The organism is Streptomyces incarnatus (assembly GCF_001027185.1).
In the GTDB taxonomy this organism is placed as follows: domain Bacteria; phylum Actinomycetota; class Actinomycetes; order Streptomycetales; family Streptomycetaceae; genus Streptomyces; species Streptomyces puniciscabiei.
The window spans coordinates 2,329,654-2,356,249 of the sequence record NZ_CP011497.1; the positions used below are offsets into that span (position 1 = coordinate 2,329,654).

At 71.4% G+C, this 26,596-nt stretch carries 13 protein-coding genes, 1 tRNA gene and 2 pseudogenes; 4 read left to right on the forward strand and 12 right to left on the reverse strand.

Annotation, left to right across the window (positions count from 1 at the left end; genetic code table 11):
* The first annotated feature begins 101 nt into the window (after nucleotides 1–101).
* The 3 genes from ABB07_RS10280 to ABB07_RS10290 all read left to right on the forward strand — a co-directional run bounded on the left by ABB07_RS10280 (nucleotide 102) and on the right by ABB07_RS10290 (nucleotide 7,376).
* Complete coding sequence (locus ABB07_RS10280) at nucleotides 102–5,117, forward strand: ATP-dependent helicase (RefSeq protein ID WP_208898438.1); 5,016 nt, start codon at nucleotides 102–104, stop codon at nucleotides 5,115–5,117.
* 308 nt (nucleotides 5,118–5,425) lie between these two features.
* Entirely contained in the window at nucleotides 5,426–6,271 is an 846-nt protein-coding gene (locus ABB07_RS10285) for an Fpg/Nei family DNA glycosylase (protein WP_208898439.1), read from the forward strand.
* A 340-nt stretch (nucleotides 6,272–6,611) separates the two neighbouring features.
* Complete coding sequence (locus ABB07_RS10290; protein WP_208898440.1) at nucleotides 6,612–7,376, forward strand: SDR family NAD(P)-dependent oxidoreductase; 765 nt, start codon at nucleotides 6,612–6,614, stop codon at nucleotides 7,374–7,376.
* A 362-nt stretch (nucleotides 7,377–7,738) separates the two neighbouring features.
* Here ABB07_RS10290 and ABB07_RS10295 read toward each other — a convergent pair whose 3' ends face one another.
* The 10 genes and pseudogenes from ABB07_RS10295 to ABB07_RS42175 form a co-directional block, all read right to left on the reverse strand.
* A complete protein-coding gene (locus ABB07_RS10295) occupies nucleotides 7,739–8,209 on the reverse strand; it encodes a Dps family protein (RefSeq protein WP_208898441.1) in 471 nt (156 codons plus the stop codon).
* A 196-nt stretch (nucleotides 8,210–8,405) separates the two neighbouring features.
* Nucleotides 8,406–8,780 (reverse strand): helix-turn-helix domain-containing protein, encoded by a 375-nt coding sequence (locus tag ABB07_RS10300; protein ID WP_053666341.1) that lies wholly within the window; start codon nucleotides 8,778–8,780, stop codon nucleotides 8,406–8,408.
* A 109-nt stretch (nucleotides 8,781–8,889) separates the two neighbouring features.
* Nucleotides 8,890–9,435 carry a CinA family protein gene (locus tag ABB07_RS10305; protein WP_208898442.1) on the reverse strand — a complete coding sequence of 182 codons (546 nt, stop codon included), beginning with the start codon at nucleotides 9,433–9,435 and terminating at the stop codon, nucleotides 8,890–8,892.
* Nucleotides 9,432–10,190 carry a CDP-diacylglycerol--glycerol-3-phosphate 3-phosphatidyltransferase gene (pgsA, locus tag ABB07_RS10310; protein WP_208898443.1) on the reverse strand — a complete coding sequence of 253 codons (759 nt, stop codon included), beginning with the start codon at nucleotides 10,188–10,190 and terminating at the stop codon, nucleotides 9,432–9,434. Before pgsA ends, ABB07_RS10305 begins: the two co-directional genes overlap by 4 nt.
* Nucleotides 10,187–11,659 (reverse strand): 30S ribosomal protein S12 methylthiotransferase RimO, encoded by a 1,473-nt coding sequence (rimO, locus tag ABB07_RS10315; protein WP_208898444.1) that lies wholly within the window; start codon nucleotides 11,657–11,659, stop codon nucleotides 10,187–10,189. The genes pgsA and rimO overlap by 4 nt, the downstream gene beginning before the upstream one ends.
* A gap of 95 nt (nucleotides 11,660–11,754) precedes the next feature.
* Nucleotides 11,755–12,600, reverse strand: coding sequence for a helix-turn-helix domain-containing protein (locus ABB07_RS10320; protein WP_208898445.1), 846 nt, complete (start codon nucleotides 12,598–12,600; stop codon nucleotides 11,755–11,757).
* 292 nt (nucleotides 12,601–12,892) lie between these two features.
* Nucleotides 12,893–15,637 (reverse strand): DNA translocase FtsK, encoded by a 2,745-nt coding sequence (locus ABB07_RS10325; protein ID WP_208898446.1) that lies wholly within the window; start codon nucleotides 15,635–15,637, stop codon nucleotides 12,893–12,895.
* Between the two features lie 124 nt (nucleotides 15,638–15,761).
* Nucleotides 15,762–16,442: a response regulator gene (locus ABB07_RS10330; RefSeq protein WP_069778400.1), complete on the reverse strand. Its 681-nt coding sequence runs from the start codon at nucleotides 16,440–16,442 to the stop codon at nucleotides 15,762–15,764.
* 299 nt (nucleotides 16,443–16,741) lie between these two features.
* Nucleotides 16,742–21,100, reverse strand: a pseudogene (locus ABB07_RS10335) (HAMP domain-containing protein); the annotation flags it as partial.
* Between the two features lie 78 nt (nucleotides 21,101–21,178).
* Nucleotides 21,179–22,444: pseudogene (locus ABB07_RS42175) on the reverse strand (HAMP domain-containing protein); the annotation flags it as partial.
* A 409-nt stretch (nucleotides 22,445–22,853) separates the two neighbouring features.
* Between ABB07_RS42175 and ABB07_RS10340 the strand changes: the two are divergent.
* A complete protein-coding gene (locus ABB07_RS10340; RefSeq protein WP_208898447.1) occupies nucleotides 22,854–25,610 on the forward strand; it encodes a SpoIIE family protein phosphatase in 2,757 nt (918 codons plus the stop codon).
* Nucleotides 25,611–25,664: 54 nt separating this feature from the next.
* Here ABB07_RS10340 and ABB07_RS10345 read toward each other — a convergent pair.
* Together ABB07_RS10345 and ABB07_RS10350 are read right to left on the reverse strand one after the other, a co-directional pair.
* A tRNA-Thr gene (locus tag ABB07_RS10345) sits at nucleotides 25,665–25,737 on the reverse strand.
* 84 nt (nucleotides 25,738–25,821) lie between these two features.
* Entirely contained in the window at nucleotides 25,822–26,484 is a 663-nt protein-coding gene (locus ABB07_RS10350) for a DegT/DnrJ/EryC1/StrS family aminotransferase (protein ID WP_208903375.1), read from the reverse strand.
* Nucleotides 26,485–26,596 lie beyond the last annotated feature (112 nt).

The window sequence follows — 26,596 nt, forward strand, 5'->3', positions numbered from 1 at the left end:
CAGCCCCCACCTCTCTCCCCGCGCTCGACCCCCCTCCCCTCCCTCGGAGGGCGTTCGCGCAGGTCAGCGTGATTGTCAGTGGGCGGGTGCAGGATGGACGCATGGTCAGCTCCGCACACCGAGCCCTCGACGGCTTCTCACCCGCGACCCGCGGCTGGTTCACGGGGGCGTTCTCCGCGCCCACCGCGGCCCAGGCCGGCGCGTGGCGGGCCATCGGTGCGGGTTCGGACGTGCTGGTGGTGGCCCCGACCGGCTCGGGCAAGACGCTGGCCGCGTTCCTCGCCGCCCTGGACCAGCTGGCCTCGGCCCCGCCCCCGGCCGACCCGAAGAAGCGCTGCCGGGTGCTCTATGTCTCCCCGCTGAAGGCCCTCGCGGTCGATGTCGAGCGCAACCTCCGCAGCCCGCTGACCGGCATCCGGCAGGAGTCCGTGCGTCTGGGCCTGCCCGAGCCCGAGGTCAGGGTCGGCATCCGCTCCGGCGACACCCCCGCGGCCGAGCGGCGCGCCCTGTCCACCCGCCCGCCGGACATCCTCATCACCACCCCCGAGTCGCTGTTCCTGATGCTGACCTCGGCCACGCGCGACGCGCTCACGGGCGTGGAGACGGTGATCCTGGACGAGGTGCACGCGGTCGCGGGCACCAAGCGCGGCGCCCATCTCGCGCTCTCCCTGGAGCGGCTGGACGAGATGCTGCCGAAGCCGGCCCGGCGGATCGGCCTGTCGGCGACCGTCCGCCCGGTGGACGAGGTGGCCCGGTATCTCTCGCCGCGCCGCAAGGTGGAGATCGTGCAGCCGGAGTCCGGCAAGGAGTTCGACCTTTCCGTGGTCGTCCCGGTCGAGGACATGGGCGAGCTGAGCGGCGCACCGGCGGCCGACGCGGGCGAGGGCGCGGAGCGGCCGTCGATCTGGCCGCATGTGGAGGAGCGGATCGCCGACCTGGTCCAGTCCCACCGCTCCACCATCGTGTTCGCCAACTCCCGGCGCCTCGCCGAGCGGCTGTGCAACCGGCTCAACGAGATCGCCTACGAGCGGGCGACCGGCGAGACCCTGGACGAACACCACGCCCCGGCCCAGCTGATGGGCGGCTCGGGCGCGGCCCAGGGCGCACCCCCGGTGATCGCCCGCGCGCACCACGGCTCGGTCTCCAAGGAGCAGCGGGCCCTGGTCGAGGAGGACCTGAAGGCGGGCCGCCTGCCCGCCGTGGTCGCCACGTCCAGCTTGGAGCTGGGCATCGACATGGGCGCCGTCGACCTGGTCGTACAGGTCGAGTCCCCGCCCTCGGTCGCCTCCGGGCTGCAGCGCGTCGGCCGCGCGGGGCACCAGGTGGGCGCCGTCTCCACCGGTGTGGTCTTCCCCAAGTACCGCGGCGACCTCGTCCAGGCGGCCGTGGTCACCGAGCGGATGCGCTCGGGCTCGATCGAGTCCCTGAAGGTGCCCGCGAACCCGCTCGACGTGCTCGCGCAGCAACTGGTCGCGATGACGGCGCTGGACACCTGGCAGTTCGACGACCTGCTCGCCGTGGTCCGCCGCGCGGCCCCCTTCGCCGCGCTGCCCGAGTCGGCGTTCACGGCGGTGCTCGACATGCTCGCCGGCCGCTATCCGTCCGACGCGTTCGCGGAGCTGCGCCCGCGCGTGGTGTGGGACCGCGTGACCGGCGAGATCACCGGCCGCCCGGGTGCCCAGCGCCTTGCCGTCACCTCGGGCGGCACGATCCCCGACCGCGGTCTGTTCGGGGTATTCCTCGCCGGTGCCGACCCGAAGAAGGGCGGCGGCCGGGTCGGCGAGCTCGACGAGGAGATGGTCTACGAGTCCCGCGTGGGGGACGTCTTCACGCTGGGCACGAGTTCCTGGCGCATCGAGGACATCACCCGCGACCGGGTCCTGGTCTCCCCCGCCCCCGGCGTGCCGGGCCGGCTGCCCTTCTGGAAGGGCGACCAGCTGGGCCGCCCGCTCGAACTGGGCCGTGCCGTGGGCGCGTTCCTGCGCGAGGTCGGCGCACTGCCCAGGGACGACGCGCGGCTGCGCCTGCTGGCGGCGGGCCTGGACGCCTGGGCGGCGGACAACGTGCTGTCGTACCTGGGCGAGCAGCGCGAGGCCTGCGGCCATGTCCCGGACGACCGCACGATCGTCGTGGAGCGCTTCCGCGACGAGCTCGGCGACTGGCGGGTCGTCGTCCACTCCCCCTTCGGCGCCCAGGTGCACGCCCCGTGGGCGCTCGCGCTCGGCGCCCGCCTGTCCGAGCGGTACGGCATGGACGCGCAGGTCATGCACGCCGACGACGGCATCGTGCTGCGACTGCCCGATGCCGACCTGATGGGCCTGGACCTGCTCGACCAGGCGCCGATGAAGGCCGGCACGGAGTACGACAGCGAACAGGCGCCCGTCGGCGCGGCGGACGTCGCCTTCGACAAGGGCGAGGTCGACCAGATCGTCACCGACCAGGTCGGCGGCTCCGCCCTGTTCGCCTCCCGGTTCCGTGAGTGCGCCGCCCGCGCGCTGCTGCTGCCCCGCCGCAACCCGGGCAAGCGGACCCCACTGTGGCAACAGCGCCAGCGCGCGGCCCAACTGCTCCAGGTGGCCAGCGAGTTCGGCTCGTTCCCGATCGTCCTGGAGGCCGTCCGCGAGTGCCTCCAGGACGTCTTCGACGTCCCCGGGCTCGTGGAGCTGATGGGCGACATCGAGTCCCGGAAGGTGCGCCTGGTCGAGGTCACCACCCCGGAGCCCTCCCCGTTCGCCCGCTCCCTGCTGTTCGGGTACGTCGCCCAGTTCCTGTACGAGGGCGACTCCCCCCTGGCCGAGCGCCGGGCCGCAGCGCTGTCCCTGGACTCGCGGCTGCTGGCCGAGCTGCTGGGCCAGGCGGAGCTGCGCGAACTGCTCGACGCCGAGGTGCTGACCGAGCTGGAGCGCGAGCTGCAGTGGCTCACGGAGGACCGGCGGGTCAAGGACGTGGAGGGCGTGGCCGATGTGCTGCGGCTGCTCGGTCCGCTGACGGACGCCGAGCTGGTCGCGCGGGGCGCGGACCCGCAGTGGGCGCGCGAGCTGGCCGGCGCCCGCCGGGCGATCAAGGTCCGGATCGCGGGCGCCGACCACTGGGCGGCGGTCGAGGACGCGGGCCGGCTGCGCGACGCGCTCGGCACGGCACTGCCCGTCGGTGTGCCCGAGGCCTTCACCGAGCCGGTGAAGGACCCGCTGGGCGATCTCCTCGCCCGTTACGCCCGCACGCACGGCCCGTTCACCTCGGCCACGGCCGCGGCCCGCTTCGGCCTGGGGGTGGCGGTCACCGAGGGCGCCCTGCAGCGGCTCGCCGCGAACGGCCGGGTCGTCCAGGGCGAGTTCCACCCGGCGGGCATCGGCCAGGAGTGGTGCGACGCGGCCGTACTGCGCCGTCTGCGCCGCCGCTCCCTGGCGGCCCTGCGCCATGAGCTGGAGCCCGTGCCACCGGCCGCGCTCGCCCAGTTCCTGCCGCAGTGGCAGCACATCGGCAAGGGGCACGGAGTGCGCGGTATCGACGGACTGGTGCGTGCCATCGAGCAGTTGCAGGGCGCCTCCGTGCCCGCCTCCGCGCTGGAGAAGCTCGTCCTGCCCTCCCGGGTGGCGAACTACACGCCCTCGCTGCTCGACGAGCTGACCGCCGCCGGGGAAGTGGTGTGGGCGGGTGCGGGCGCCCTGCCCGGCAAGGACGGCTGGGTCTCCCTCTATCTTGCGGACGCGGCCCCCTTGCTGCTCCCCCCGCCCCATCCTCTGGAGCTGACCGCGCTCCATCAGTCCGTCCTGGATGCGCTGTCCGGCGGCTACGGCCTGTTCTTCCGTCAGATCGCGGACCAGGTCCGTGCCACCACCCACCCCGATATCACCGACCCCCAACTGGCCGATGCGCTCTGGGACCTGGCCTGGTCGGGCCGGCTCACCAACGACACCCTCGCGCCGATGCGCTCCCTGCTGGGCTCGGGCCGTACGGCGGGCTCGACCGCCCACCGCGCCAAGCGCGCCGTCCCGCGCGGGCGCTACGGCTCCCTGACGGCCGCCGCACGCACCGCGTCCCGTACGGGCCCGCCGACGGTCGCCGGCCGCTGGTCACTGCTCCCGGCGGCCGAGCCGGACGCCACCGTGCGCGCCCACGCGCTGGCCCGCACCCTGCTGGACCGGCACGGCGTGGTCACCCGCGGCGCGGTCGCCGCGGAGGGGATCGAGGGCGGCTTCTCGGCGGTGTACCGCGTGCTGTCCGCGTTCGAGGAGAGCGGCCAGGCGCGGCGGGGCTATGTGGTCGAGGGCCTGGGCGCGGCCCAGTTCGCCATGGACGGTGCCGTGGACCGGCTCCGCGCGGTGTCCAACGCGCGCGACCGGAGCGAGGGCCTGCCCTCCGCGCCCCACCGGAACGGCTTCCCGGGCGGTTCCGACGGCTTCGCCCAGCCGGCCTTCCCGAACGGCTTCGACGCGCCCGACGGCACCGCACCCGACGGCACACCGCACGATCGCGCCCTTCCCGGCGCCTTCGACCAGGGCGACGGCGGCTTCGCCCACCCCGGACTCGACGGCGACTTCACCTGGCCGCCGACGGACCCGCCGCCCGCCCCCGGCGAATACGTCTCACCTCGCGACCTCGCCGACCCCTTCGCCACCCCCGGCTACGGCGGCCCCAGAGGCGGCGGATCCGGCGGCTACGGCCCACCGGCGAACCGCGGGTACGGAGGGTACGCGGGCGGTCGTACGGGCGCGGCCTCGCCCGACCCCCGTGCCGTGGTCCTCGCCGCGGCCGATCCCGCCAACGCGTACGGCGCGGCCCTGTCCTGGCCCGAGCCGCCGACCGGTGCCGGGCACAAGCCGGGACGCAAGGCGGGCTCGCTGGTCGTCCTGGTGGAGGGCGAACTGACGCTGTACATGGAGCGCGGCGGCAAGACCCTGCTGGCCTGGCCCGCCGGCCCGGACACTCCGGCCCCGGACGACCCCCGGCTGCGTACGGCCGCGGAAGCCCTGGCCGCGGCGGCCCGAGCCGGCTCCCTCGGCACGGTCACCGTCGAGCGGATCAACGGCGCCCAGGCCCTGACCTCGCCCATAGGCAGCCTCTTCGAGGCAGCGGGCTTCGTGGCCACGCCGCGCGGCCTGCGCCTGAGAGCATGACGCTCCACCGGCTGCCACCAAGTCCGGAAGTGCCGCGCCATCCCGTCTTTCCGCTGCGGCAGCCTCGTGGACATGCGGCTTCTCCCACTGCGGCAGCCTCGCGCCGCCACCCGCCACCCGCCACCCGCCGCCCGCCACCCGCCACCCGCCTCGCCCGCCCGTGGCATCGTGCGGCTTTTCCGCTGCGGCAGCGTCGTGGCTGGTCGCGCCCGCGTGGCGGAGCCGGATACCGATACAACCCCGCGCCCCCCTTGGAGCGCGCCGCCACCGCCGCCCGCCGCTCGCCCCGCCCGTGGCACCCTTGACGCATGCCCGAAGGTGACACGGTCTGGCAGGCCGCGCGGCGGCTGCACGAGGCCCTCGCGGGCAAGGCGCTGACCCGCAGCGACTTCCGGGTGCCGAAGTACGCGACGGTCGACCTCACGGGCCGGTCGGTGCTCGGCACGGTCCCGCGCGGCAAACACCTGCTCACCCGGTTCGAGGGCGGCCTGACCCTGCACACGCACCTGCGGATGGAGGGCACCTGGAAGGTGTACGGCACCGGCGAGCGCTGGCGAGGAGGCCCGGCACACCAGATCAGGGCGATCCTCGGCACCGCCGACCGCACGGCCGTGGGCTACCGGCTCCAGGTCCTGGAACTGCTGCGCACGAGCGAGGAAGAACGGATCGTCGGCCATCTGGGCCCCGACCTGCTCGGCCCGGACTGGGACCCCGAGCGCGCCCTCGCCAACCTCCTCGCCGACCCCGCCCGCCCGCTCGGCGAGGCCCTGCTCGACCAGCGCAACCTCGCCGGCATCGGCAACGTCTACAAGAGCGAGCTGTGCTTCCTGCTGGGCGTCACCCCATGGCTGCCGGTCGGCACGCTGCCCGCGGACCGTGCCGAGAAGCTGCCCGCGCTCGCCAAGAGACTCCTGGAGGCGAACCGCGACCGCCCGGTCCGCCAGACCACGGGCCTGCACCGGCACGACCTGTTCGTCTACGGCCGCGCATCCCGCCCCTGCCTGCGCTGCCACACCCCGGTCCGCGTGGCCGACCAGGGCGACGGCTCCCGGGAGCGCCCCACCTACTGGTGCCCCACCTGCCAGTCGGGCCCCGCCCCGGCCCCCGGCGCACCCCAGCACCGGCAGAACCGCCCACCTCGCCGCACCGCCTGACGCCCTGGCACCCCACCAGGTCTCCGCCACACGCCGGGCCCGGCGCCACCCGAACAACCAGCGCCGACCCCGCCGATCCCCGAGCCGGTCTGTACGCTACCTCCTCCCGTGCTCAACCCCTCCCGTACTCAACCCCTCCTGTACTCGGCCCACCCCCCACCGAGCCCACACTCCACTACCGACGACACCAGAGCGACCGAAAACCCCGTCCGGCCCGCGCCCCGGCCGTCGCGGCCCCGCACCCCGATCACACCCACAGCCCTGGCCCGATGCGCAGCACACCCAGCCAATCCCCGCCCACCAATTGACGACCCGTCAGAAACGCTCGTACCGTCGCCGCATGCCCCTCACCGCGTACGACCTCACCGGGCGCACCGCATTCGTCACCGGAGCCGCCGGCGGTATCGGCCGGGCCTCCGCCGTACTGCTCGCCGAGGCGGGGGCGACGGTGCACTGCGCCGACCGGGACGCGGACGGCCTGCACGGCACGGCGGAGCTGATCGAGAAGCGCGGCGGCACGGCCCGTACCCACGTCCTGGACGTCACCGACCGGGCCCGGCTCGCCGAGGCCGTCCGGTCCTGCGAGCGGCTGGACGTGATGGCGGCGATCGCCGGGATCATGCACAGCAGCCCCGTGCTGGAGACCCGCGACGAGGATCTCGACCGGGTACTGAACGTCAACTTCAAGGGTGTGCTGTACGCCTGCCAGGAGGCGGCCCGCTCGATGCTGGCCCGTGCCATCCGGGGCAGCATCGTCACCATGGCCTCGGGCGCGGTCGACACCGGCGGACCCGGGCTGCTCTGCTACGGCGCGGCGAAGGCGGCCGTGGTCCAGCTGACCAAGACGCTGGCCGCCGAGGTCGGGCGGCACGGCATCCGGGTCAACGCGATCGCCCCGGGCTGGATCCGCACCCCGATGACCGACCGCCACGACCGCGAGGCGCAGGCGCACACCGAGGGCGTGATGGCCCGAATGGCGCCGCTGGGCCGGGTCGGCGAGCCGGACGACGTCGCTCACGCGGTGCTGTACCTGGCGTCGGACGCCTCGGCGTTCACCACGGGTCAGATACTTCGCCCGAACGGGGGTGTGGCGATGCCCTGGTAGCGTCCCCCGCCCGCCAGGCGGCCGCCCAGCGCCCCCGCTGCCCGCCGCCCACGGCCTGCGTCTCGGGGACGCAGTGCACGGGCAGCAGGCTCAGCCCCCACCCGCCGGCCGCGACGGCGGCTTCCAGCACGCCCGCCCCGTGCCCCAGGGCGATCCGGAGCACGGCCCACCACCACACGGCTGCGCACCCCAGCGCGACCGCCCAGCGCGCTATCCGCCCCACCATGGCCGCCACCACCTCCTGCGGAACGCTGGACCGCCGCCCGCCCGACGCGGGAGACGCACTCCGGGCCCACCGGTGCACACGAGCCGGCTCGTCCGGTTTTTCACCGAGTACTTTGAACCGGCCCTGGCCGGGACACCTACGCGTTCTCGGCCTGGAACATCCAGTGATGCTTCTCCAGATCCGCCGTGATCCCGATGAAGATGTCCTGGGAGACCGGATCCGGCTCCCCCGTCGCCGCGACCCGCTCCCGCATCCGGGTGATCACGGCGCCGAGCGCCTCCACCATCGCCCGGACCGCGTCCCCGTCCTTGATCCAGCCCGCCGGAGTGGTGCCGATGCCGCTGCCGGAGGCCACCGTGGCGGCGCGCCCGTCCGGCGGTACGCCGAGCGCCGAGGATCGCTCGGCGACGGTGTCGGAGTGGGTGCGTGCGGAGGCGACGACCTCGTCGAGCTGGAGGTGGATGGAGCGGAAGCGGGGCCCGACGATGTTCCAGTGGATCTGCTTGGCGACCAGGGAGAGGTCCACCAGGTCGACAAGGGCACCCTGCAGCGCCTCGGTCACGGTCTTCAGGTCAGCGTCGGCCAACGGGCTCTTCACGACGTACATCGGGTTCCTCCGGTGCTTCGGCGCCGTCACGTCCCTCCACCATGGCCGCCTCCCTCACCACCGGCAAACGGACGCAAAAGCGACACACATCACACATGTGGCCGGTGAAACCGAAACCCCGGCCGACGCTCCAGGTCCCCCTGGAACGGCCGGCTGGGGTCTTACAGCTATCGGTGCTGAGCCGCGTACGCGTGCGTCACGCGGCGACCACGTCCACTGCCTCGGCGGGCGCCTTGATGGTCACCCGTTCCGGTGGCACACCGGTCACCGAGACGGAACCCAGCATCGGACGGACCGGCGTGGGCACGGGCTCGGTGGCCGCGGCGGACTGGGCCAGTTCGGCGAGCGCCAGCTCGTCGCTCACTTCCCGCATGAGTTCCGACATCCGTACGTCCAGCGCGTCGCAGATGGCGGCGAGCAGCTCGGAGGAAGCCTCCTTCTGCCCCCGCTCCACCTCGGAGAGATAGCCGAGTGAGACTCGGGCGGACGAGGAGACTTCGCGCAGAGTACGGCCCTGGCGTTGGCGCTGCCGACGCAGCACGTCACCCAGCAGGCGACGGAGCAGAATCATCGGTGGCTCCCTCCTCGGACCGCGTAGCCGCATCCTTCTCGCCCCACCGTACCGCCTCGCGCTGCGGCCGTGCGGGGAGCGATGTCGTGTTCACTCAGGGCTGCAAACATCAAAACCCCCCGTTCCGTTCCGTATCCTGTGCCCGCTCATTACCGGTCTGTTCGCCCGCAAGCTGCTCCAGGAGCACTGCGAGTACGCTCCGTACACTCTCCATACGAATTTCCGCACGGCTGCCGTTCAACCGCAGGGCCTCCACTTTTCCGCCACCGGCGGAACCCGGGCGGTCAGTGAGGGGCCCGTCCACGGCCACGAAAACCGTCCCGACGGGCTGTCCGTCCTGGGGTTCAGGGCCGGCGACTCCGGTCGTCGCGATGCCCCAGTCGGCGCCCAGCGCCTTCCGCACGCCGGCCGCCATCTCGCCCGCGACCTGCGGGTCCACCGCTCCGCGCTGCGCCAGCAGGGTGGCGTCGACGCCCAGCAGTTCGTGCTTCAGCTCGGTGGCGTAGGCGGTGACCGAACCCCGGAACACCTTGGACGCTCCGGGGACCGAGGTGATCTCCGCCGCCACCAGGCCACCGGTGAGCGACTCGGCGACAGCGAGGGTCTCGCCCCTCACGGTCAGTAGTCGCACCAGTTCGGTGGCCGGTGAGCTCACGCTTCCTTCTCCTCCAACGCCGCCGCGCGCTCGGCGATTCCCCGCCTGCGCAGCACAATGGCTTGTCTCACGTAGTCGAGTCCGGTGACGACGGTGAGGACGACGGCCGCGGCCATCACCCAGAACCTCAGTGTGGCCAGCCATCCCGTCAGCGCCAGGACGTACATCCCGACCGCCACGCCCTGGGTGAGGGTCTTGAGCTTGCCCCCACGACTGGCCGGGATCACGCCATAGCGAATGACCAGAAAACGCAGCAGCGTGATGCCGAGTTCCCGGCCGAGGATGACCCCCGTCACCCACCAGGGCAGATCGCCCAGGCCCGACAGACAGATCAGCGCCGCCCCCATGATCGCCTTGTCGGCGATGGGGTCGGCGATCTTCCCGAAGTCGGTGACCAGGTTGTAGGTGCGCGCCAGATGCCCGTCGAACAGGTCGGTGATCATGGCGATGGCGAAGGCGGCCCAGGCCAGTGAGCGCCAGGCCGGGTCGTAGCCGCCGTTCGCCAGCATCAGGGCCACGAAGCCGGGCACCAGGACCAGCCGGAGCATGGTCAGCAGATTGGCCACGTTCCAGACGCTGGCCTGGTTGACGGCCGCGGCCGCGATCTTTCCGCCGCGCGCGGGCCTGCCGCCACTGTCGGGACCTGGAGCAGAACCGGAGACCTCGGACCGAGCGCCGTCGGCAGGGGCGGCCGGACCCCGCGCGCCGTGCGCGCCGGAGGAGCCACCCGCGGCGGATGCCGGGACTCCGGTCATCTGCCCGCCTCCTCACTACACGCGGGCGAGCCGGTCAGCGGCTCGGCCACCAGGTCGACACCTTCCGTACCGACCACCTTCGCCTCGACCATACGTCCGACGCTCAGCCCGGCGCCGCTCGTGAGCAGGACCTGGCCGTCGGTCTCGGGCGCCTGGTGCGCGGCACGGCCGTACACGCCCTCTTCCTCGTCCACGGACTCGACCAGGACGCGCACGGTGTCGCCGACGCGCTCCTCGGCGCGCTGGGAGACCAGTTCCTCGGCGAGCCGGGACACCCGGGCCAGGCGCTCGGCGACGACGTCCTCGTCGAGCTTGTCGTCGTAGGTCGCCGCCTCCGTGCCCTCCTCGTCGGAGTAGCCGAAGACACCGATGGCGTCCAGGCGGGCGCCGTTCAGGAAGCGCTCCAGCTCGGCGAGGTCGGCCTCGCTCTCGCCGGGGAAGCCGACGATGAAGTTGGAGCGCACACCGGCCTCGGGCGCCTTGGAGCGGATGGTGTCGAGCAGCTCCAGGAAGCGGTCGGTGTCGCCGAAGCGGCGCATGGCACGCAGCACGCTGGGCGCGGAGTGCTGGAAGGACAGGTCGAAGTACGGGGCGACCTTCGGGGTGGAGGTCAGCACGTCGATCAGGCCGGGGCGCATCTCGGCCGGCTGGAGGTAGCTGACCCGCACCCGCTCGATGCCGTCGACCTCGGCCAGCTCCGGCAGCAGGGACTCCAGCAGGCGGATGTCGCCCAGGTCCTTGCCGTAGGAGGTGTTGTTCTCGGAGACCAGCATGATCTCCTTCACGCCCTGCTCGGCCAGCCAGCGCGTCTCGTTCAGCACGTCGCTGGGGCGGCGGGAGATGAAGGAGCCCCGGAAGGACGGGATGGCGCAGAAGGAGCAGCGCCGGTCGCAGCCGGAGGCGAGCTTCACCGAGGCGACCGGGGAGCCGTCGAGGCGGCGGCGCAGGGGCGCACGGGGGCCCGAGGCGGGCGCCACACCCTCCGGGAGGTCGGCCGGGGCGTGCCCGGGCAGGGCGACGGACGCGGCCGATTCCTGCCGCTCGGCCGGGGTGATCGGGAGCAGCTTGCGGCGGTCGCGCGGGGTGTGGGAGGCGTGGATGCCGCCGGACAGGATGGTCTGCAGGCGGTCGGAGATGTCCGCGTAGTCGTCGAAGCCGAGCACGCCGTCGGCCTCGGGCAGCGCCTCGGCCAGCTCCTTGCCGTACCGCTCGGCCATGCAGCCCACCGCCACCACGGCCTGGGTTCTGCCATGGTCCTTGAGGTCGTTGGCCTCCAGGAGGGCGTCGACGGAGTCCTTCTTGGCGGCCTCGACGAAGCCACACGTGTTGACCACGGCGACGTCGGCGTCCGCGGCGTCCTCGACGAGCTGCCAGCCGTCCGCCTCCAAACGGCCTGCGAGCTCCTCCGAGTCCACCTCGTTACGGGCGCAGCCGAGTGTGACGAGTGCGACGGTACGGCGTTCAGGCATGGGCTCAAGAGTACTTCGTCTCACTGACAGCCCACGTCGACGGGGTTGGCAGATCCTGGCCGACCCCGTCACATCCGTTCCGCCCGGGGGACGGGCTAGCCGGCGACGGGGTCGCCCTTCGTGTAGGTGAGGCGCTCCACCTGGCCCGGCTGGAAGTTGTCGTCGATCTTCTTGCCGTTGACGTACAGCTCGATGGCGCCGGCGTCGCCGAGGATCAGGTTGATCTTGGTGCTGTCCTGGAAGGTCTTGGACTGGCCCTTGTTCAGCAGCCCGTCGAAGAGCATCCGGCCGTTGTGGTCCTTGGCCGAGATCCAGCTGCGTCCGTTGGGGGCGCTGATCTGGACGGTCACCTTGTCCTGGGGCGCGGCGGCGATGGCGCTGTCGGAGGGCGCGGGGCTCGGCGCGGCGGGCTTGCCCTTCGTCGGCGTGGGCGAGGCGGACCTGCTCGCGGTAGGCGTACCGCCACCCTGGGCGACCTGCGACTTCGCGTCGTTCCCGGAGCCGCCGCCCTTGACCGCGGTGAAGCCGACGAAGCCGATCACCACGACGATCGCGGCGACCATGGCGGCGGTCCAGTTCGGCCCGCGCCGCTCGGGCCGGATCCGCTCGGCCTCGAACAGGGGGGCTGCCGGGGTGGGTGCGGGACGGCCGCCGTGCTCGGCGTCGTACTGGGCGATCAGGGGCGCGGGATCGAGGTGGACGGCCTTGGCCAGCGTGCGGATGTGCCCGCGGGCGTACACATCGCCGCCACAGGGCGCGAAGTCGTCCGCCTCGATGGCGTGGACGATGGCGATACGGACACGAGTGGCAGTGCTGACGTCGTCCACGGTGAGCCCGGCCGCGATCCGCGCCTGCTGCAGGGCGCGGCCCACGGAGACACGGGCTTCCTGGGACTCGTCTCGGAACGGACGCTCGTCTTCAGGGGAGTTGCCGATGGACACGGGGGCGCCTTTCGAGCGTGTAGCCACCTGTGCTGGAAGCTCAGTCTAGGGGGGGTACGAAAGGGTGGGGCAACCGGGCGGTCGGACTTTGGCACCATAGGAATGGCCGGACATTCCTATGATTCGACAGGCAGGTACCCCATGGTGGGACGCCTATCTGTCCTTTCGCTCAACTGGACGTACGACGAAGGGAAACGGTTGCTCGCCGTTCTCTAACGGGTGGATCACGACGACGCCGCCCGGCGTAACCGGGCATCCGCCGAACGGCCCTTCTCCCTACCGTCCTACAGCCCTACTCCTCAGACTCCCCGCGAATCACGGCGAGCACGCCGTCCAGCTCATCAGGCTTCACAAGAACGTCACGTGCCTTGGAGCCCTCGCTCGGGCCCACCACGCCCCGGGACTCCATGAGGTCCATGAGCCGCCCGGCCTTGGCGAAGCCCACGCGCAGCTTCCGCTGGAGCATGGAGGTCGACCCGAACTGGGTGGAGACGACCAGCTCGGCCGCCTGGCACAGCAGGTCCAGGTCGTCGCCGATGTCCTCGTCGATCTCCTTCTTCTGCTTGGTGCCGACCGTGACGTCGTCCCGGAAGACCGGCGCCATCTGGTCCTTGCAGTGCTGGACGACGGCCGCGACCTCGGCCTCGGTCACGAAGGCGCCCTGCATGCGGGTCGGCTTGTTCGCTCCCATCGGCAGGAACAGGCCGTCGCCCTTGCCGATCAGCTTCTCGGCGCCGGGCTGGTCGAGGATGACCCGGGAGTCGGCGAGCGAGGAGGTGGCGAAGGCCAGCCGGGAGGGCACGTTGGCCTTGATGAGACCGGTGACCACGTCGACCGACGGGCGCTGGGTGGCGAGGACCAGGTGGATGCCGGCCGCGCGCGCGAGCTGGGTGATGCGCACGATCGCGTCCTCGACGTCACGCGGGGCGACCATCATCAGGTCGGCCAGCTCGTCCACGATCACCAGCAGGTACGGGTAGGGCTGCAGCTCCCGCTCGCTGCCCTCCGGCGGCTTGACCCTGCCCTCGCGGACGGCCTGGTTGAAGTCGTCGATGTGCCGGTAGCCGTAGGCCGCGAGGTCGTCGTAGCGCAGGTCCATCTCGCGCACGACCCACTGCAGCGCCTCGGCGGCCCGCTTGGGGTTGGTGATGATCGGCGTGATCAGGTGCGGGATGCCCTCATAAGCGGTCAGCTCGACGCGTTTGGGGTCGACCAGGATCATCCGGACGTCCTCCGGGGTCGCCCGCATCATGACCGAGGTGATCAGGCAGTTGATGCAGGACGACTTGCCGGAGCCGGTCGCACCGGCGACCAGCATGTGCGGCATCTTGGCCAGCGAGTGCATCACGTACCCGCCCTCGACGTCCTTGCCGAAGGCGACCAGCATCGGGTCGTCGTCCTCGGCGGACTCCGCGAGCCGCAGCACGTCGCCGAGGTTGACCATCTCGCGGTCGGTGTTCGGGATCTCGATGCCGACCGCGGACTTGCCGGGGATCGGGCTGATGATCCGCACGTCCGGGCTGGCGACGGCGTAGGCGATGTTCTTGGTCAGCGCGGTGATCCGCTCGACCTTGACGGCGGGGCCGAGCTCGACCTCGTAGCGGGTGACCGTCGGGCCGCGGGTGAAGCCGGTGACGGCGGCGTCGACCTTGAACTCGGTGAAGACCTGGGTCAGCGAGGCGACGACCGCGTCGTTGGCGGCGCTGCGTGCCTTGCCGGGGCCGCCGCGCGTGAGCAGGTCCAGTGCGGGCAGCGCGTAGGTGACGTCCCCGGAGAGCTGGAGCTGCTCCGCGCGCGGCGGCAGGTCGCGCGGCTCCTCGGGGGCCTTCTTGGTGAGGTCGGGGACGGTCCCGAGCTTGAGCTTCTCCTGCTTGGGGCGGGCGGCGGGGACCGGCGTCGGGGCGGGCTCGGCGGCCGGTGCCGGAGTGGGCACCGGTGTGGTCTCCTCGCGGTCGCCGACGCTGACGCCCTGGGTGAGGTCGGCGACCAGCGGGGAGGGCGGCATGCCGTGCAGCACCGCGCCGTCGAGCGCCGCGGCGGCGGCCGCCGCGACGTCCACCGCGTCCATCCGGCGCTGCGGATCCGGCTGGGGCACCGCAGAGCGCCTGGGGCGGCCACGGCGCTGCGAGAGGGCCTCCTCCTCGGCGCCGTCGGGGTCGTACGCCCGGGGGGCGGACGCGCGCTTTCGGGGGCGCGCGGGCAGCGCCTCGCGCCATTGGTCGTCGTAGCGCTCGTCGTCCTCGGTGAACTCCTCCGCCTCGTGGTCGTGCAGCACGCCCAGGCGCACACCGAGCGCCCGCAGCCGCTGCGGGATGGCGTTGACCGGGGTCGCGGTCACCACGAGCAGCCCGAAGAGCGTCAGCAGCACCAGCAGGGGTACGGCGAGCACGTCGGTCATGCTGTAGGTCAGCGGGGTGGCCGCCGCCCAGCCGATGAGGCCGCCGGCGTCCCTTATGGCCTGCATGCCGTCGCTGCGCGCGGGCGAGCCACAGGCGATGTGGACCTGGCCGAGCACGCCGATGACGAGCGCGGACAGGCCGATCACGATCCGTCCGTTGGCCTCCGGCTGCTCCGGGTGCCGGATGAACCGTACGGCGATCACCGCGAGCAGGATCGGCACCAGGAGGTCGAGCCGGCCGAACGCGCCGGTGACGAGGATCGCCACGAGGTCGCCGACGGGGCCCTTCAGGTCGGCCCAGGTGCCGGCGGCGACGATCAGCGCGATGCCGAACAGCAGCAGCGCGATGCCGTCCTTGCGGTGGGCCGGATCGAGGTTCTTCGCGCCCTGCCCTATGCCCCGGAAGACGGCGCCGACGGCGTGCGCGAGGCCCAGCCAGAGGGCGCGCACGAGCCGGTACACGCCCCCGGTGGGGCTGGGCGCCGGCTTCGGCGGCGCGGCCTTTCGGGCCGGGGCCTTCTTGGCGGGCGCCTTCTTGGCCGGGGCCTTCTTCGCTGCGGCCTTCCTCGCCGGAGCCTTCGAGGGAGCGGCCGCCTTCTTCGCGGGCTGCTTCTTGGCTGCGGAGGGACGTGAGGCCATGGGTGTGAGGTTACCGGGGGAGACGACAGCGGACACGTGTGCCCACAGCTTCACCCGTTCGTGTCGCCCTTGGCGAGGACCGGAACTGACGCACGCTCATGGGCAACCGCCACCTGGGCGTACCTCAGTTCTGCGCGGGCACCGAGGAGCCGCCGGGGCCGGCGCCCGGCTCCAGGGCGTCGAGCGCGCGCCGCAACCCGGTGAGTTTGCGCTCCAGATGGGCCGCCGTGGCCACCGCGGCCGCGTCCGCCGAGTCGTCGTCCAGCTGCTTGGACAGGGCCTCGGCCTGCTCCTCCACGGCCGCGAGCCGCGCGGACAGCTCGGCGAGCAGCCCGGCGGACTCCTTGCCGCCGACCGCGCCCTTGCCGCCGCCCTCCAACTGCAGCCGCAGCAGCGCCGCCTGCTCGCGCAGCTGGCAGTTCTTCATGTACAGCTCGACGAACACCGAGACCTTGGCGCGCAGCACCCACGGGTCGAAGGGCTTGGAGATGTAGTCGACCGCGCCCGCCGCATAGCCCCGGAAGGTGTGGTGCGGCCCGTGGTTGATCGCCGTGAGGAAGATGATCGGGATGTCCCGGGTCCGCTCGCGCCGCTTGATGTGCGCGGCGGTCTCGAACCCGTCCATGCCCGGCATCTGGACGTCCAGCAGAATGACCGCGAAATCGTCCGTGAGCAGTGCCTTGAGCGCTTCCTCCCCGGACGATGCCCGCACCAGCGTCTGATCGAGCGCCGAGAGGATCGCCTCCAGCGCCAGCAGATTCTCCGGCCGGTCATCGACCAGGAGGATCTTGGCCTTCTGCACCATGGCCCGCCCTCCTCGCCCCGGCGGTACACCGGGCGCCGCCCCAGGGGACGACTCCCTTTCGCCGCCCGTCCTTGTGCCGGTCATCGTAGCCGCACCCCGCCTGTCGCCACACCCTGTCACCGCGATGTCACTGTGCACGTACCGGAAACGCGGCGGGAGCCCGGATGGTTCCCGGAATCCCGCATTCCCCTACGTACGCAGGCCCACCTTAAGCCGTGTGCTCGCCGACACCTCAAGTGGGCAACTCCCGACCCACGCCAAGGGTTCCCGGGGTGTTCACAACCCGTGGCCGGATCTCGTCACTTCCCACCCATCCACTGCTGCATCACGGCCAGCAGATGATCCGGGTCGACCGGCTTGGTCACGTAGTCCGAGGCGCCGGACTCGATCGCCTTCTCCCGGTCGCCCTTCATCGCCTTCGCGGTCAGCGCGATGATCGGGAGCCCGGCGAACTGCGGCATCCTGCGGATCGCCGTGGTCGTCGCATAGCCGTCCATCTCGGGCATCATGATGTCCATGAGCACGACGGCCACGTCGTCGTGCTGCTCCAGCACCTCGATGCCCTCGCGCCCGTTCTCGGCGTACAGCACCGACAGGCCGTGCTGCTCCAGGACGCTGGTGAGGGCGAACACGTTGCGGATGTCGTCGTCGACGATCAGCACCTTCTCGCCGCCGAACCGCACCCCGCGCGCGGAGTGCGGCGCGCCCTCCTGCTCGGGCACCGCCGCCCAGTGCTCGGACCGCTGCTCGCCCTGCGGCAGGCCCCGGCGCCGGCGCCGGAAGAGCGCCGCCGGCCCGTTCTGCGTCTCCCGGTACGACTTCACCTCGGCCGGGGTCTCGATCTCCACCGCGGACAGCTCCGAGGACCGCTCCGCCTCGGCGGCGGCGACCAGGTCCCCGGCCTCCAGCGGGGGCACGGACTGCTGGTAGCCCTGCGGGGGCAGCTCGCTCGGGTGCAGCGGCAGGTACAGCGTGAACGTGGAGCCGCGGCCCGGCTCGCTCTGCGCATGGATCTCGCCACCGAGCAGCTGCGCGATCTCCCGGGAGATCGACAGGCCGAGGCCGGTGCCGCCGTACTTGCGGCTGGTCGTGCCGTCCGCCTGCTTGAACGCCTCGAAGATCACCCGCATCTTGCTGGCCGCGATCCCGATGCCGGTGTCGGTCACCGAGAACGCGATCAGCGGCGCGTCCGGATCGGTCAGCGAGCCGGCCTCCAGCAGCTGCTCCCGGATGCCCATGGGTACGTCCGCGCCGGCCGGCCTGATCACCAGTTCCACCGACCCGGAGTCGGTGAACTTCACCGCGTTCGACAGCAGGTTGCGCAGCACCTGCAGCAGCCGCTGCTCGTCGGTGTGCAGGGTCGCGGGCAGCTCCGGGGAGACCCGTACGGACAGGTCCAGGCCCTTCTCCGCGGTCAGCGGACGGAAGGTGGCCTCCACGTAGTCCACGAGCTGCACGAGCGCGATACGCGTCGGGGAGACGTCCATCTTGCCCGCCTCGACCTTCGACAGGTCGAGGATGTCGTTGATCAGCTGGAGCAGGTCGGAGCCGGCGCCGTGGATGGTCTCGGCGAACTCCACCTGCTTGGGCGAGAGGTTGCCCTCGGCGTTGTCCGCGAGCAACTTGGCCAGAATCAGCAGCGAGTTGAGCGGCGTACGCAGCTCGTGCGACATGTTGGCGAGGAACTCGCTCTTGTAGCGCATCGACACCGCGAGCTGCTCGGCACGCTCCTCCAGGACCTGCCGGGCCTCCTCGATCTCGGTGTTCTTCACCTCGATGTCGCGGTTCTGCCGGGCCAGCAGCTCGGCCTTCTCCTCCAGTTCGGCGTTGGAGGCCTGCAGCGCCTTCTGCCGGTTCTCCAACTCGGCCGAGCGCTCCCTCAGTTGCTCGGTCAGCTCCTGCGACTGCTTCAGCAGCTGCTCGGTCTTGGTGTTGACCGAGATGGTGTTGACGCTCGTCGCGATCATCTCGGCGATCTGGTTGAGGAAGTCCTTCTGGATCTGCGTGAACGGCGTGAAGGAGGCCAGCTCGATCACACCGAGCACCGTGCCCTCGAACAGCACCGGCAGGACGATCACCTGCGCCGGCGGGGCCTCACCGAGCCCGGAGGAGATCTTCAGATAGCCGCTGGGCGCGTTCTCCACCAGGATCGTGCGCTTCTCCTCGGCGGCCGTGCCGACCAGCGCCTCACCGGGCCGGAACGACGTCGGCATGGAGCCCATCGAGTAGCCGTACGAGCCCAGCATGCGCAGCTCGTAGTTGTCCTCGCCGTCGCCGCCGTCCTTGCCCTCCTCCATGAGCGGCATCGCCACGAAGAACGCGCCGTGCTGCGCGGACACCACCGGCGTCAGCTCGCTCATGATCAGCGAGGCCACGTCCTCCAGGTCGCGGCGGCCCTGCATGAGGCCGGAGATGCGGGCCAGGTTGCCCTTGAGCCAGTCCTGTTCCTTGTTGGCGATCGTGGTGTCGCGCAGGTTGGCGATCATCTTGTTGATGTAGTCCTGCAGTTCCTGGATCTCGCCGGACGCGTCGACGTCGATCTTCAGGTTCAGGTCGCCGCGGGTCACCGCGGTCGCCACGCGCGCGATGGCACGCACCTGCCGGGTCAGGTTCCCGGCCATCTCGTTCACCGACTCGGTCAGGTCCCGCCAGGTGCCGTCGACGTCACGCACGCGTGCCTGGCCGCCGAGCTGTCCTTCCGTGCCCACCTCGCGGGCCACGCGCGTGACCTCCTCGGCGAAGCTGGACAGCTGGTCGACCATCGTGTTGATCGTCGTCTTCAGCTCGAGGATCTCGCCGCGCGCGTCGATGTCGATCTTCTTGGTCAGGTCACCCTTGGCGATGGCCGTGGTGACCATGGCGATGTTGCGCACCTGACCGGTCAGGTTGGACGCCATCTGGTTCACGGACTCGGTGAGGTCCTTCCAGGTGCCGGCCACGCCCGGTACGTGCGCCTGGCCGCCCAGGATGCCGTCCGTGCCCACCTCCCGGGCCACCTTGGTGACCTGGTCCGCGAACGAACTCAGGGTCTTCACCATGATGTTGATGGTGTCGGCGAGCTGCGCCACCTCACCGCGCGCCTCGATCGTCACCTGACGGGTCAGGTCACCGTTGGCGACGGCCGAGGCGACCTGGGAGATGTTCCGCACCTGCATGGTCAGGTTGTTGGCCATCAGGTTGACGTTGTTGCTGAGGTCCTTCCAGATGCCGGTGACGCCCGGCACGGTGGCCTGGCCGCCCAGGATGCCCTCGGTGCCCACCTCACGGGCCACCCGGGTCACCTGCTCGGCGAAGCTGGACAGCTGATCAACCATGGTGTTGACCGTCGTGACCAGCTCAAGGATCTCGCCCTTGGCGTCAACAGTGATCTTCTTCGACAGGTCGCCCTTGGCGACCGCGGTCGTGACCTCGGCGATGTTGCGCACCTGGATGGTCAGGTTGTTCGCCATGAAGTTCACGGACTGCGTGAGGTCCTTCCAGGTGCCGGAGACACCCTGCACCTCGGCCTGACCGCCGAGGATGCCCTCCGTGCCCACCTCACGCGCCACCCGCGTGACCTCCTGGGCGAACGACGACAGCTGGTCCACCATCGTGTTCAGGGTGTTCTTCAGCTCCAGGATCTCCCCGCGCGCGTCCACGGTGATCTTCTGGGACAGGTCACCGCGGGCCACGGCCGTCGCGACCTGCGCGATGTTGCGGACCTGGGCCGTCAGGTTGCCCGCCATGCCGTTCACGGAGTCGGTCAGGTCACGCCACACACCGGCCACACCCGGCACCTGCGCCTGACCGCCGAGGCGGCCCTCCGTACCCACGTCCCGCGCCACCCGGGTCACCTGGTCGGCGAAGGCGGACAGCTGATCAACCATCGTGTTGATCGTGTTCTTCAGCTCAAGGATCTCGCCGCGCGCGTCAACATCGATCTTCTGCGACAGGTCACCACGCGCCACGGCCGTCGTCACCTGGGCGATCTGCCGCACCTGGGACGTCAGGTTGCCGGCCATGAAGTTGACGGAGTCCGTCAGCTCCTTCCAGGTGCCCGACACGCCGTCCACCCGGGCCTGACCGCCCAGCCGGCCCTCCGTACCCACGTCCCGGGCCATCCGCGTGACCTGGTCGGCGAAGCTCGACAGCTGGTCCACCATCGTGTTCACGGTGTTCTTCAGCTTGAGCATCTCGCCGGAGACATCGACCGTGACCTTCTGCGACAGATCGCCGTTGGCCACCGCCGTGGTCACCTGGGCGATGTTGCGCACCTGCCCGGTGAGGTTGCGGAACGCGGTGTTGACGGAGTCGGTCAGGTCCTTCCACGCACCGGCCGCGCCGGGCACCTGCGCCTGGCCGCCCAGCTCACCCTCGACACCGATCTCCCGCGCGACCCGCGTCACCTCGGCACCGAACGCCGACAGCTGGTCCACCATCCCGTTGACGGTGTTCTTGAGCTCCAGCATCTCGCCGGCCACGTCGACGGTGACCTTCTGCGACAGGTCACCGTTGGCCACGGCTGTCGTCACAGTGGCGATGTCCCGCACCTGGGTGGTCAGGTTCCGGAAGACCGTGTTGACCGAGTCGGTCAGGTCCTTCCAGGTACCGGCGGCGCCCGGCACGTTCGCCTGGCCGCCGAGCCGGCCCTCCGCGCCGACCTCGTTCGCCACGCGGGTGACCTCGTCCGCGAAGATCCGCAGCGTCTCGGTCATCTGGTTGATCGTCTCGGCGAGCTGCGCCACCTCGCCGCGCGCCGGAACCGTCACCTTCTGCGACAGATCACCATTGGCGACAGCGGTCGTGACCTGCGAGATCCCACGCACCTGCGCGGTCAGGTTGCCCGCCATCGTGTTGACGTTCGCCACGCGGGTGACCTCGTCCGCGAAGATCCGCAGCGTCTCGGTCATCTGGTTGATCGTCTCGGCGAGCTGCGCCACCTCGCCGCGCGCCGGAACCGTCACCTTCTGCGACAGATCACCATTGGCGACAGCGGTCGTGACCTGCGAGATCCCACGCACCTGCGCGGTCAGGTTGCCCGCCATCGTGTTGACGGAGTCGGTGAGCTCCTTCCACACCCCGGCCACGCCCGGCACCTGCGCCTGACCGCCCAGGATGCCCTCGGTGCCCACCTCACGGGCGACCCGGGTCACCTCCACGGAGAAGGACGACAGCTGCTTGGTGATCTGTCGCAGAAGGTGACGGTTCCGGCGCGCGGCGAGCACCATCGTGTTGACGGTGTTCTTCAGCTCCAGCATCTCGCCGGCGACCTGCACCGTGACCTTGCGGGACAGGTCACCCCGGGCCACGGCCGTCGTCACCAGCGCGATGTCGCGCACCTGGGCGGTCAGCTGCCGCGCCATGGTGTTGACGGACTCGGTCAGGTCCTTCCACGAACCGGACATACCGCGCACCCGGGCCTGACCGCCGAGCTTGCCCTCGGTGCCGACCTCGCTGGCCACGCGCGTGACCTCGTCAGTGAACGTCGACAACTGGTCGACCAGGTTGTTGACGGTACGGCCGACCTTGAGGAACTCGCCCCGCAACGGATGCCCCGCGCCGCCGTCCGGCGACTGCGTCCGCAGCTCCATCCGCGGCGACAGATCACCCTCGGCGACCCCCGTCAGCACCCGGCCGACCTCCGACACCGGCCACACCAGATCGTCGACGAGCGCGTTGGAGGCGTCGATCGCCGCCGCCCAGGAACCCTCGCAGGCCCCCGTCTCCAGCCGCTCCGTGAGCTTTCCCTCACGACCCACCATGCGCCGCACCCGGGACAGCTCCCCGGTCAGATGCAGGTTCCGGTCGGCCACCTCGTTGAAGACGGCCGCGATCTCCGACATCACACCGTCCCCGGAGACGGTGAGCCGCTTGCGGAAGTTCCCGTCGCGCATCGAGACGAGAGCCGCCAGCAGCCGGTTCAGGGCAGCCGTGTCCACGGTGGTGGTGTCACCGCGCTTGCCCAGGGACGGTCCGCCTTTCGCGCGCGTCTTCGTGCCACGCGTCGCCGCGCCAGACTCCACTGTGTCCCTCCCGGAGGGGTAGACCGTTACTGCTGTGCTCGGCCGCTTCCGGCCGGGGTGCCGCTGATCGGCATACCGGTTACGTCCGCGTACCCGTTACTGCTGCGTATTTCTGCCAGACGAGATCCGGCCACACCAGAGGCTGCTGCCCGCCGTACACGGAACACACGCAGGCTGACCCGACCTTCATCAGAAGCTTGCCCAGTGTTTCACCCCGGCCGAACCAGGCCATAACAGTTCGGCAGCTTCGCACATCGTCCGCACACCCTGGGGGGTAAACACCGGCGACCGGCATCCGCTCGGACGGCGAAGGTAAGTAACCTTGCATGCGGCTGTCCAGCCGCACCGGTCCGACCGGCCTGGGCGGTGGCACGAGCACGAGCGGGCATCGGAGGGGCGGCCGCAGACCATGACCACCGGAGTGATCCCGGGGGAACAGCCCCCGGAGCCACAGCCGACGGGCGAGCTGATGCCGCAGCAGCGGCGCGAGCCGGCCGGCCACGCAGCCCTGCACGTAGACAACCGGCCGAGGAGTTCTGTGATCACCGCGCGCGCGGCCGCCACCTTCGAGCCCGTCGGGCGATCGGTCGCGACCGCCCGGTCCTTCGTCCGCGACACCCTTCAGGGCTGGGGCTTCGCCGACATCGTCGACGACGCCGTGGTCCTCACCAGCGAGCTGGTGACCAACGCGGTCGTCCACGCGGGCACCCACGCGGACGTCCTGTGCCTGCGCACCGAGGACGGCGTGCGCATCGAGGTCTCCGACCGCTACCCCGAGCGCGAGGTCCCCCTCCAGGGCGCCGCGGCCACCATGGGCAGCCCCGACCGCGAGGGCGGCCGCGGCCTGCAACTGTGCGCCGCCCTGGCGACACGCTGGGGCGTCGACTACACGCCGACCCACAAGAACGTCTGGTTCCAGCTCAACCTCCCCGAACGCCCGGTCGGCACCCGCACGGCCGGCCCGTCCCTCCCGGCCGACCTGCTTCCGCTCGCCGACGGCCGGGTCCGCGTCGCCGTCGTCCAGGTCGACCGGAAGGGCACCATCACCTCCTGGAACGAGGACGCCGAAGACCTGTTCGGCCACCCGGCCGCGGAGGTCGTCGGCAGGCCGCTGACCGAACTGGCGGCCTGGCCGCACACCCCGGGCACCAGCACCGGCGTGGCCGAGGCCCTGCAGCTCTCCCGCTGGGAGGGCAGCTACGGCATCCGCGGCGCCGACGGCCGGGTGGTCCCGGTCTACGCCTCCCACCTCAGAGTCCGCGACACCGGCGGCGAGCCCTCCACCGTCTGCCTGCTGGTCCGCGACGACGAGCGCGCCGTCCTGCAGACCCCGCCGCGCGTCCCGGCCGGCGACCAGGCCCAGTCGTCCGACGGCCAGAGCACCGACCCCTTCGAGGTCTTCATCGGCTCCCCCGCCCCGGACGACCTCGACGGCCTGCTGCAGCGCACGGTGGAGCGCGCCCGCGACATGCTCGACGCCGACTCCGCGTTCCTGCTGCTGGCCACCGACGACGAGACCGAGCTGGAGGTCCGCGCCTCCACCGGCCTGCCCTCCGCCCGCCAGCGCTTCGCGCGCGTGCCCGTCGAGGCCGGCCCCGGCCGCTACGGCTCCGCACGCATGCCGGCCGTCCACGACGACCTCACGTCCGTCCCGGGCGCCGTACCGCTGCTCGCCGGCACCGGGATGCGCTCGGTCGTCACGGTCCCGCTGAAGGTCGAGGGGCGCCTCACCGGCTCGCTCGGCGTCGCGGCCGAGGCCCCCGGCCGGTACTCCAACGAGGAGGCGCTGCGCCTGCAGTTCGCCGCCGACCGCATCGCCCTGGCCGTCGAGTCGGCCCGCCTCGGCGAGCTGGAGCGGCTGCGCCGCGGCTCGCTGAGCTTCCTGGTCGAGGCCTCCGACCTGCTGGCCGGCACCCTGGACCGCGACCAGACGCTGGCCCTGATGGCCCAGATGACGGTCCCGACCCTGGCCACCTGGTGCGCCGTCTATACGATCGCCGACCAGGCCTCCGAGCCGTATCTGTCGTACGTCCTGCACGAGGACGAGGAACTCATCGACGGCATCAAGTCGTTGTTGTCGAAGATCCCCCCGCCCGACCCGGTACCGACGCCCGGCGCCCGCGTCTGGACGGCCCCCGGCGAGGTCGCCCACAAGGCCGCCCTGCGCAGCTCCATGCGCAGCCTCGGCCTGTCCGGCGGCCCCACGCACCGGGTCTCCTCCGGTATCGGCCCGACCCTCGCCACGGCCTCCGCGGTGGGCGGTGAGACGGTCGTGCTCCCGCTCGTCGCCCGCAACCGCGTCATCGGCATGCTGGTCCTCGGCAAGCCCACCGACGAACACTTCCGCCAGGAGATCCTGGAACTGGCCGAGGACCTGTCCCGCCGGGCCGCCCTCGCCCTGGACAACGCCCGTCTCTACTCGGAGCGCACGGCCATCAGCCAGGCCCTCCAGCGCAGCCTGCTCCCGCCCGGTACCCCGCACATCGACGGCGTCGAGGTCGAGGTCATCTACCGCGCGGCCGGCGAGGGCAACGAGGTCGGCGGCGACTTCTACGACCTGTTCCCGATCGGCAACGGCGCCTACGGCTTCGCCATCGGCGACGTCTGCGGTACGGGCCCCAACGCGGCGGCGGTCACCGGCCTCGCCCGGCACGCCCTGCGCCTGCTGGCCCGCGAGGGCCTCTCCGGACCCGCGGTGCTGCAGCGCCTGAACTCCGCCATTCTCGACGAGGGCGACCGCAGCCGCTTCCTGACCCTGCTCTACGGCGAGATGCGCCCGCAGGAGGACGGCAGCGCCGAGCTGAAGGTGGTCTGCGCCGGCCACCCGCTGCCGCTGCGCCTGCGCCAGGACGGCACCGTGACACCGGCCGCCGAACCGCAGCCGCTGCTGGGCGTGATCGAGGACCTGGAACTGCACGAGGAGACGGTCACCCTCGACCCGGGCGACGTCCTGCTCTGCGTCACGGACGGCGTCACCGAACGCCGTGAGGGCACGCGCATGCTGGGCGACGACGGCCTCGCCGACGTGCTCACGACCTGCACGGGTCTCACCGCGGGCGCGGTCGCCGCACGCATCATGCGGGCGGTGGAACGCTTCGCGTCGGACGCCCCGTCGGATGACATGGCGATCCTGGCCATGCGGGTCCCGGGAATCCACAAGGACTGATGAGAACGGACGCATGAAAAAGACCCCACCCGGAAGGGTGGGGTCTTTTTTCTGAGCCCCCAAACGGAATCGAACCGTTGACCTTCTCCTTACCATGGAGACGCTCTGCCGACTGAGCTATAGGGGCCTGTCGTTTTCGAGGTTTCCCTCGCGGCGACGAGGAAACTGTACCCCGAGCAGGCCCGAGTTCCCAAATTCGTTCGGAACCCGCTCAGTAGGCGGGCTGCAGCAGTCCGCCGAGCGCGTTGCACGCGGACACGATCCGCTGCATCTCCCTCTTGGTGAGCGAGGCGTCCACGGGCAGCGCCAGCGTCTCGTCGGCGGCGAGCTCGGTCTCCGGCAGGGACACGCACCTACGGAACTCCGGCAGCCGGTGCACGGGCGTCTTGACCGGCACCCGGCACTCAACTCCCTTGGCCCGCAAAGCCATCGCGAAGGCGTCCCGGTCCGGCCGGCCGTTCCCCGGAACCCGCACCACGTACTGCTGGTAGGTGTGCCCGTCACCGCCGTCCGGCGTCCGTACGCCCTTGAGCTTGCCGTCGAGATAGGCGGCCCGCTCCCTGCGCTGCGCTATCTCGTCGTACGGCGCCTCCGACTCGCCCTGCTCCAGCACCAGCAGCTCGTGCCGCTGCCCGAGCGTATGCAAGCGCCGCAGGTCGGCCTGCCGCCCGAAGCGGTGTACGACAACGACCGCGGCCGTACGCGGAGTTACGGCTGCCTCGACAGCGCCGGCGTCGAGGCAGTACGTGACCGGGTCTATGTCGGCGAACACGGGAAACGCGCCGGCCAGGGTCACGGCCTCGGCGACTTCGACGTTCCCGAAGGCCGGTACGACGACCTCGTCACCCACACCGACACCGGCGGCCCTGAGCATTGCAGCAGTACCCATGTGCTGGATGCTGGGTGCGCGACGTGAACGACACGTTAAGGAAAACGTAAAAAGGTCGGACCCTGAACCGAAGTTCAGGGTCCGACCTTTTGAAAGA

What these genes read in the sequence shown, in the direction of transcription:
- ABB07_RS10340 (WP_208898447.1), top strand. Translation starts at nt 22,854, where the DNA reads ATGACCACCGGAGTGATCCCGGGGGAACAGCCCCCGGAGCCACAGCCG.
- ABB07_RS10325 (WP_208898446.1), bottom strand. Translation starts at nt 15,637, where the DNA reads ATGGCCTCACGTCCCTCCGCAGCCAAGAAGCAGCCCGCGAAGAAGGCG.
- pgsA (WP_208898443.1), bottom strand. Translation starts at nt 10,190, where the DNA reads ATGACCGGAGTCCCGGCATCCGCCGCGGGTGGCTCCTCCGGCGCGCAC.
- ABB07_RS10290 (WP_208898440.1), top strand. Translation starts at nt 6,612, where the DNA reads ATGCCCCTCACCGCGTACGACCTCACCGGGCGCACCGCATTCGTCACC.
- ABB07_RS10350 (WP_208903375.1), bottom strand. Translation starts at nt 26,484, where the DNA reads ATGCTCAGGGCCGCCGGTGTCGGTGTGGGTGACGAGGTCGTCGTACCG.
- ABB07_RS10300 (WP_053666341.1), bottom strand. Translation starts at nt 8,780, where the DNA reads ATGATTCTGCTCCGTCGCCTGCTGGGTGACGTGCTGCGTCGGCAGCGC.
- ABB07_RS10280 (WP_208898438.1), top strand. Translation starts at nt 102, where the DNA reads ATGGTCAGCTCCGCACACCGAGCCCTCGACGGCTTCTCACCCGCGACC.
- ABB07_RS10285 (WP_208898439.1), top strand. Translation starts at nt 5,426, where the DNA reads ATGCCCGAAGGTGACACGGTCTGGCAGGCCGCGCGGCGGCTGCACGAG.
- ABB07_RS10295 (WP_208898441.1), bottom strand. Translation starts at nt 8,209, where the DNA reads ATGTACGTCGTGAAGAGCCCGTTGGCCGACGCTGACCTGAAGACCGTG.
- rimO (WP_208898444.1), bottom strand. Translation starts at nt 11,659, where the DNA reads ATGCCTGAACGCCGTACCGTCGCACTCGTCACACTCGGCTGCGCCCGT.
- ABB07_RS10330 (WP_069778400.1), bottom strand. Translation starts at nt 16,442, where the DNA reads ATGGTGCAGAAGGCCAAGATCCTCCTGGTCGATGACCGGCCGGAGAAT.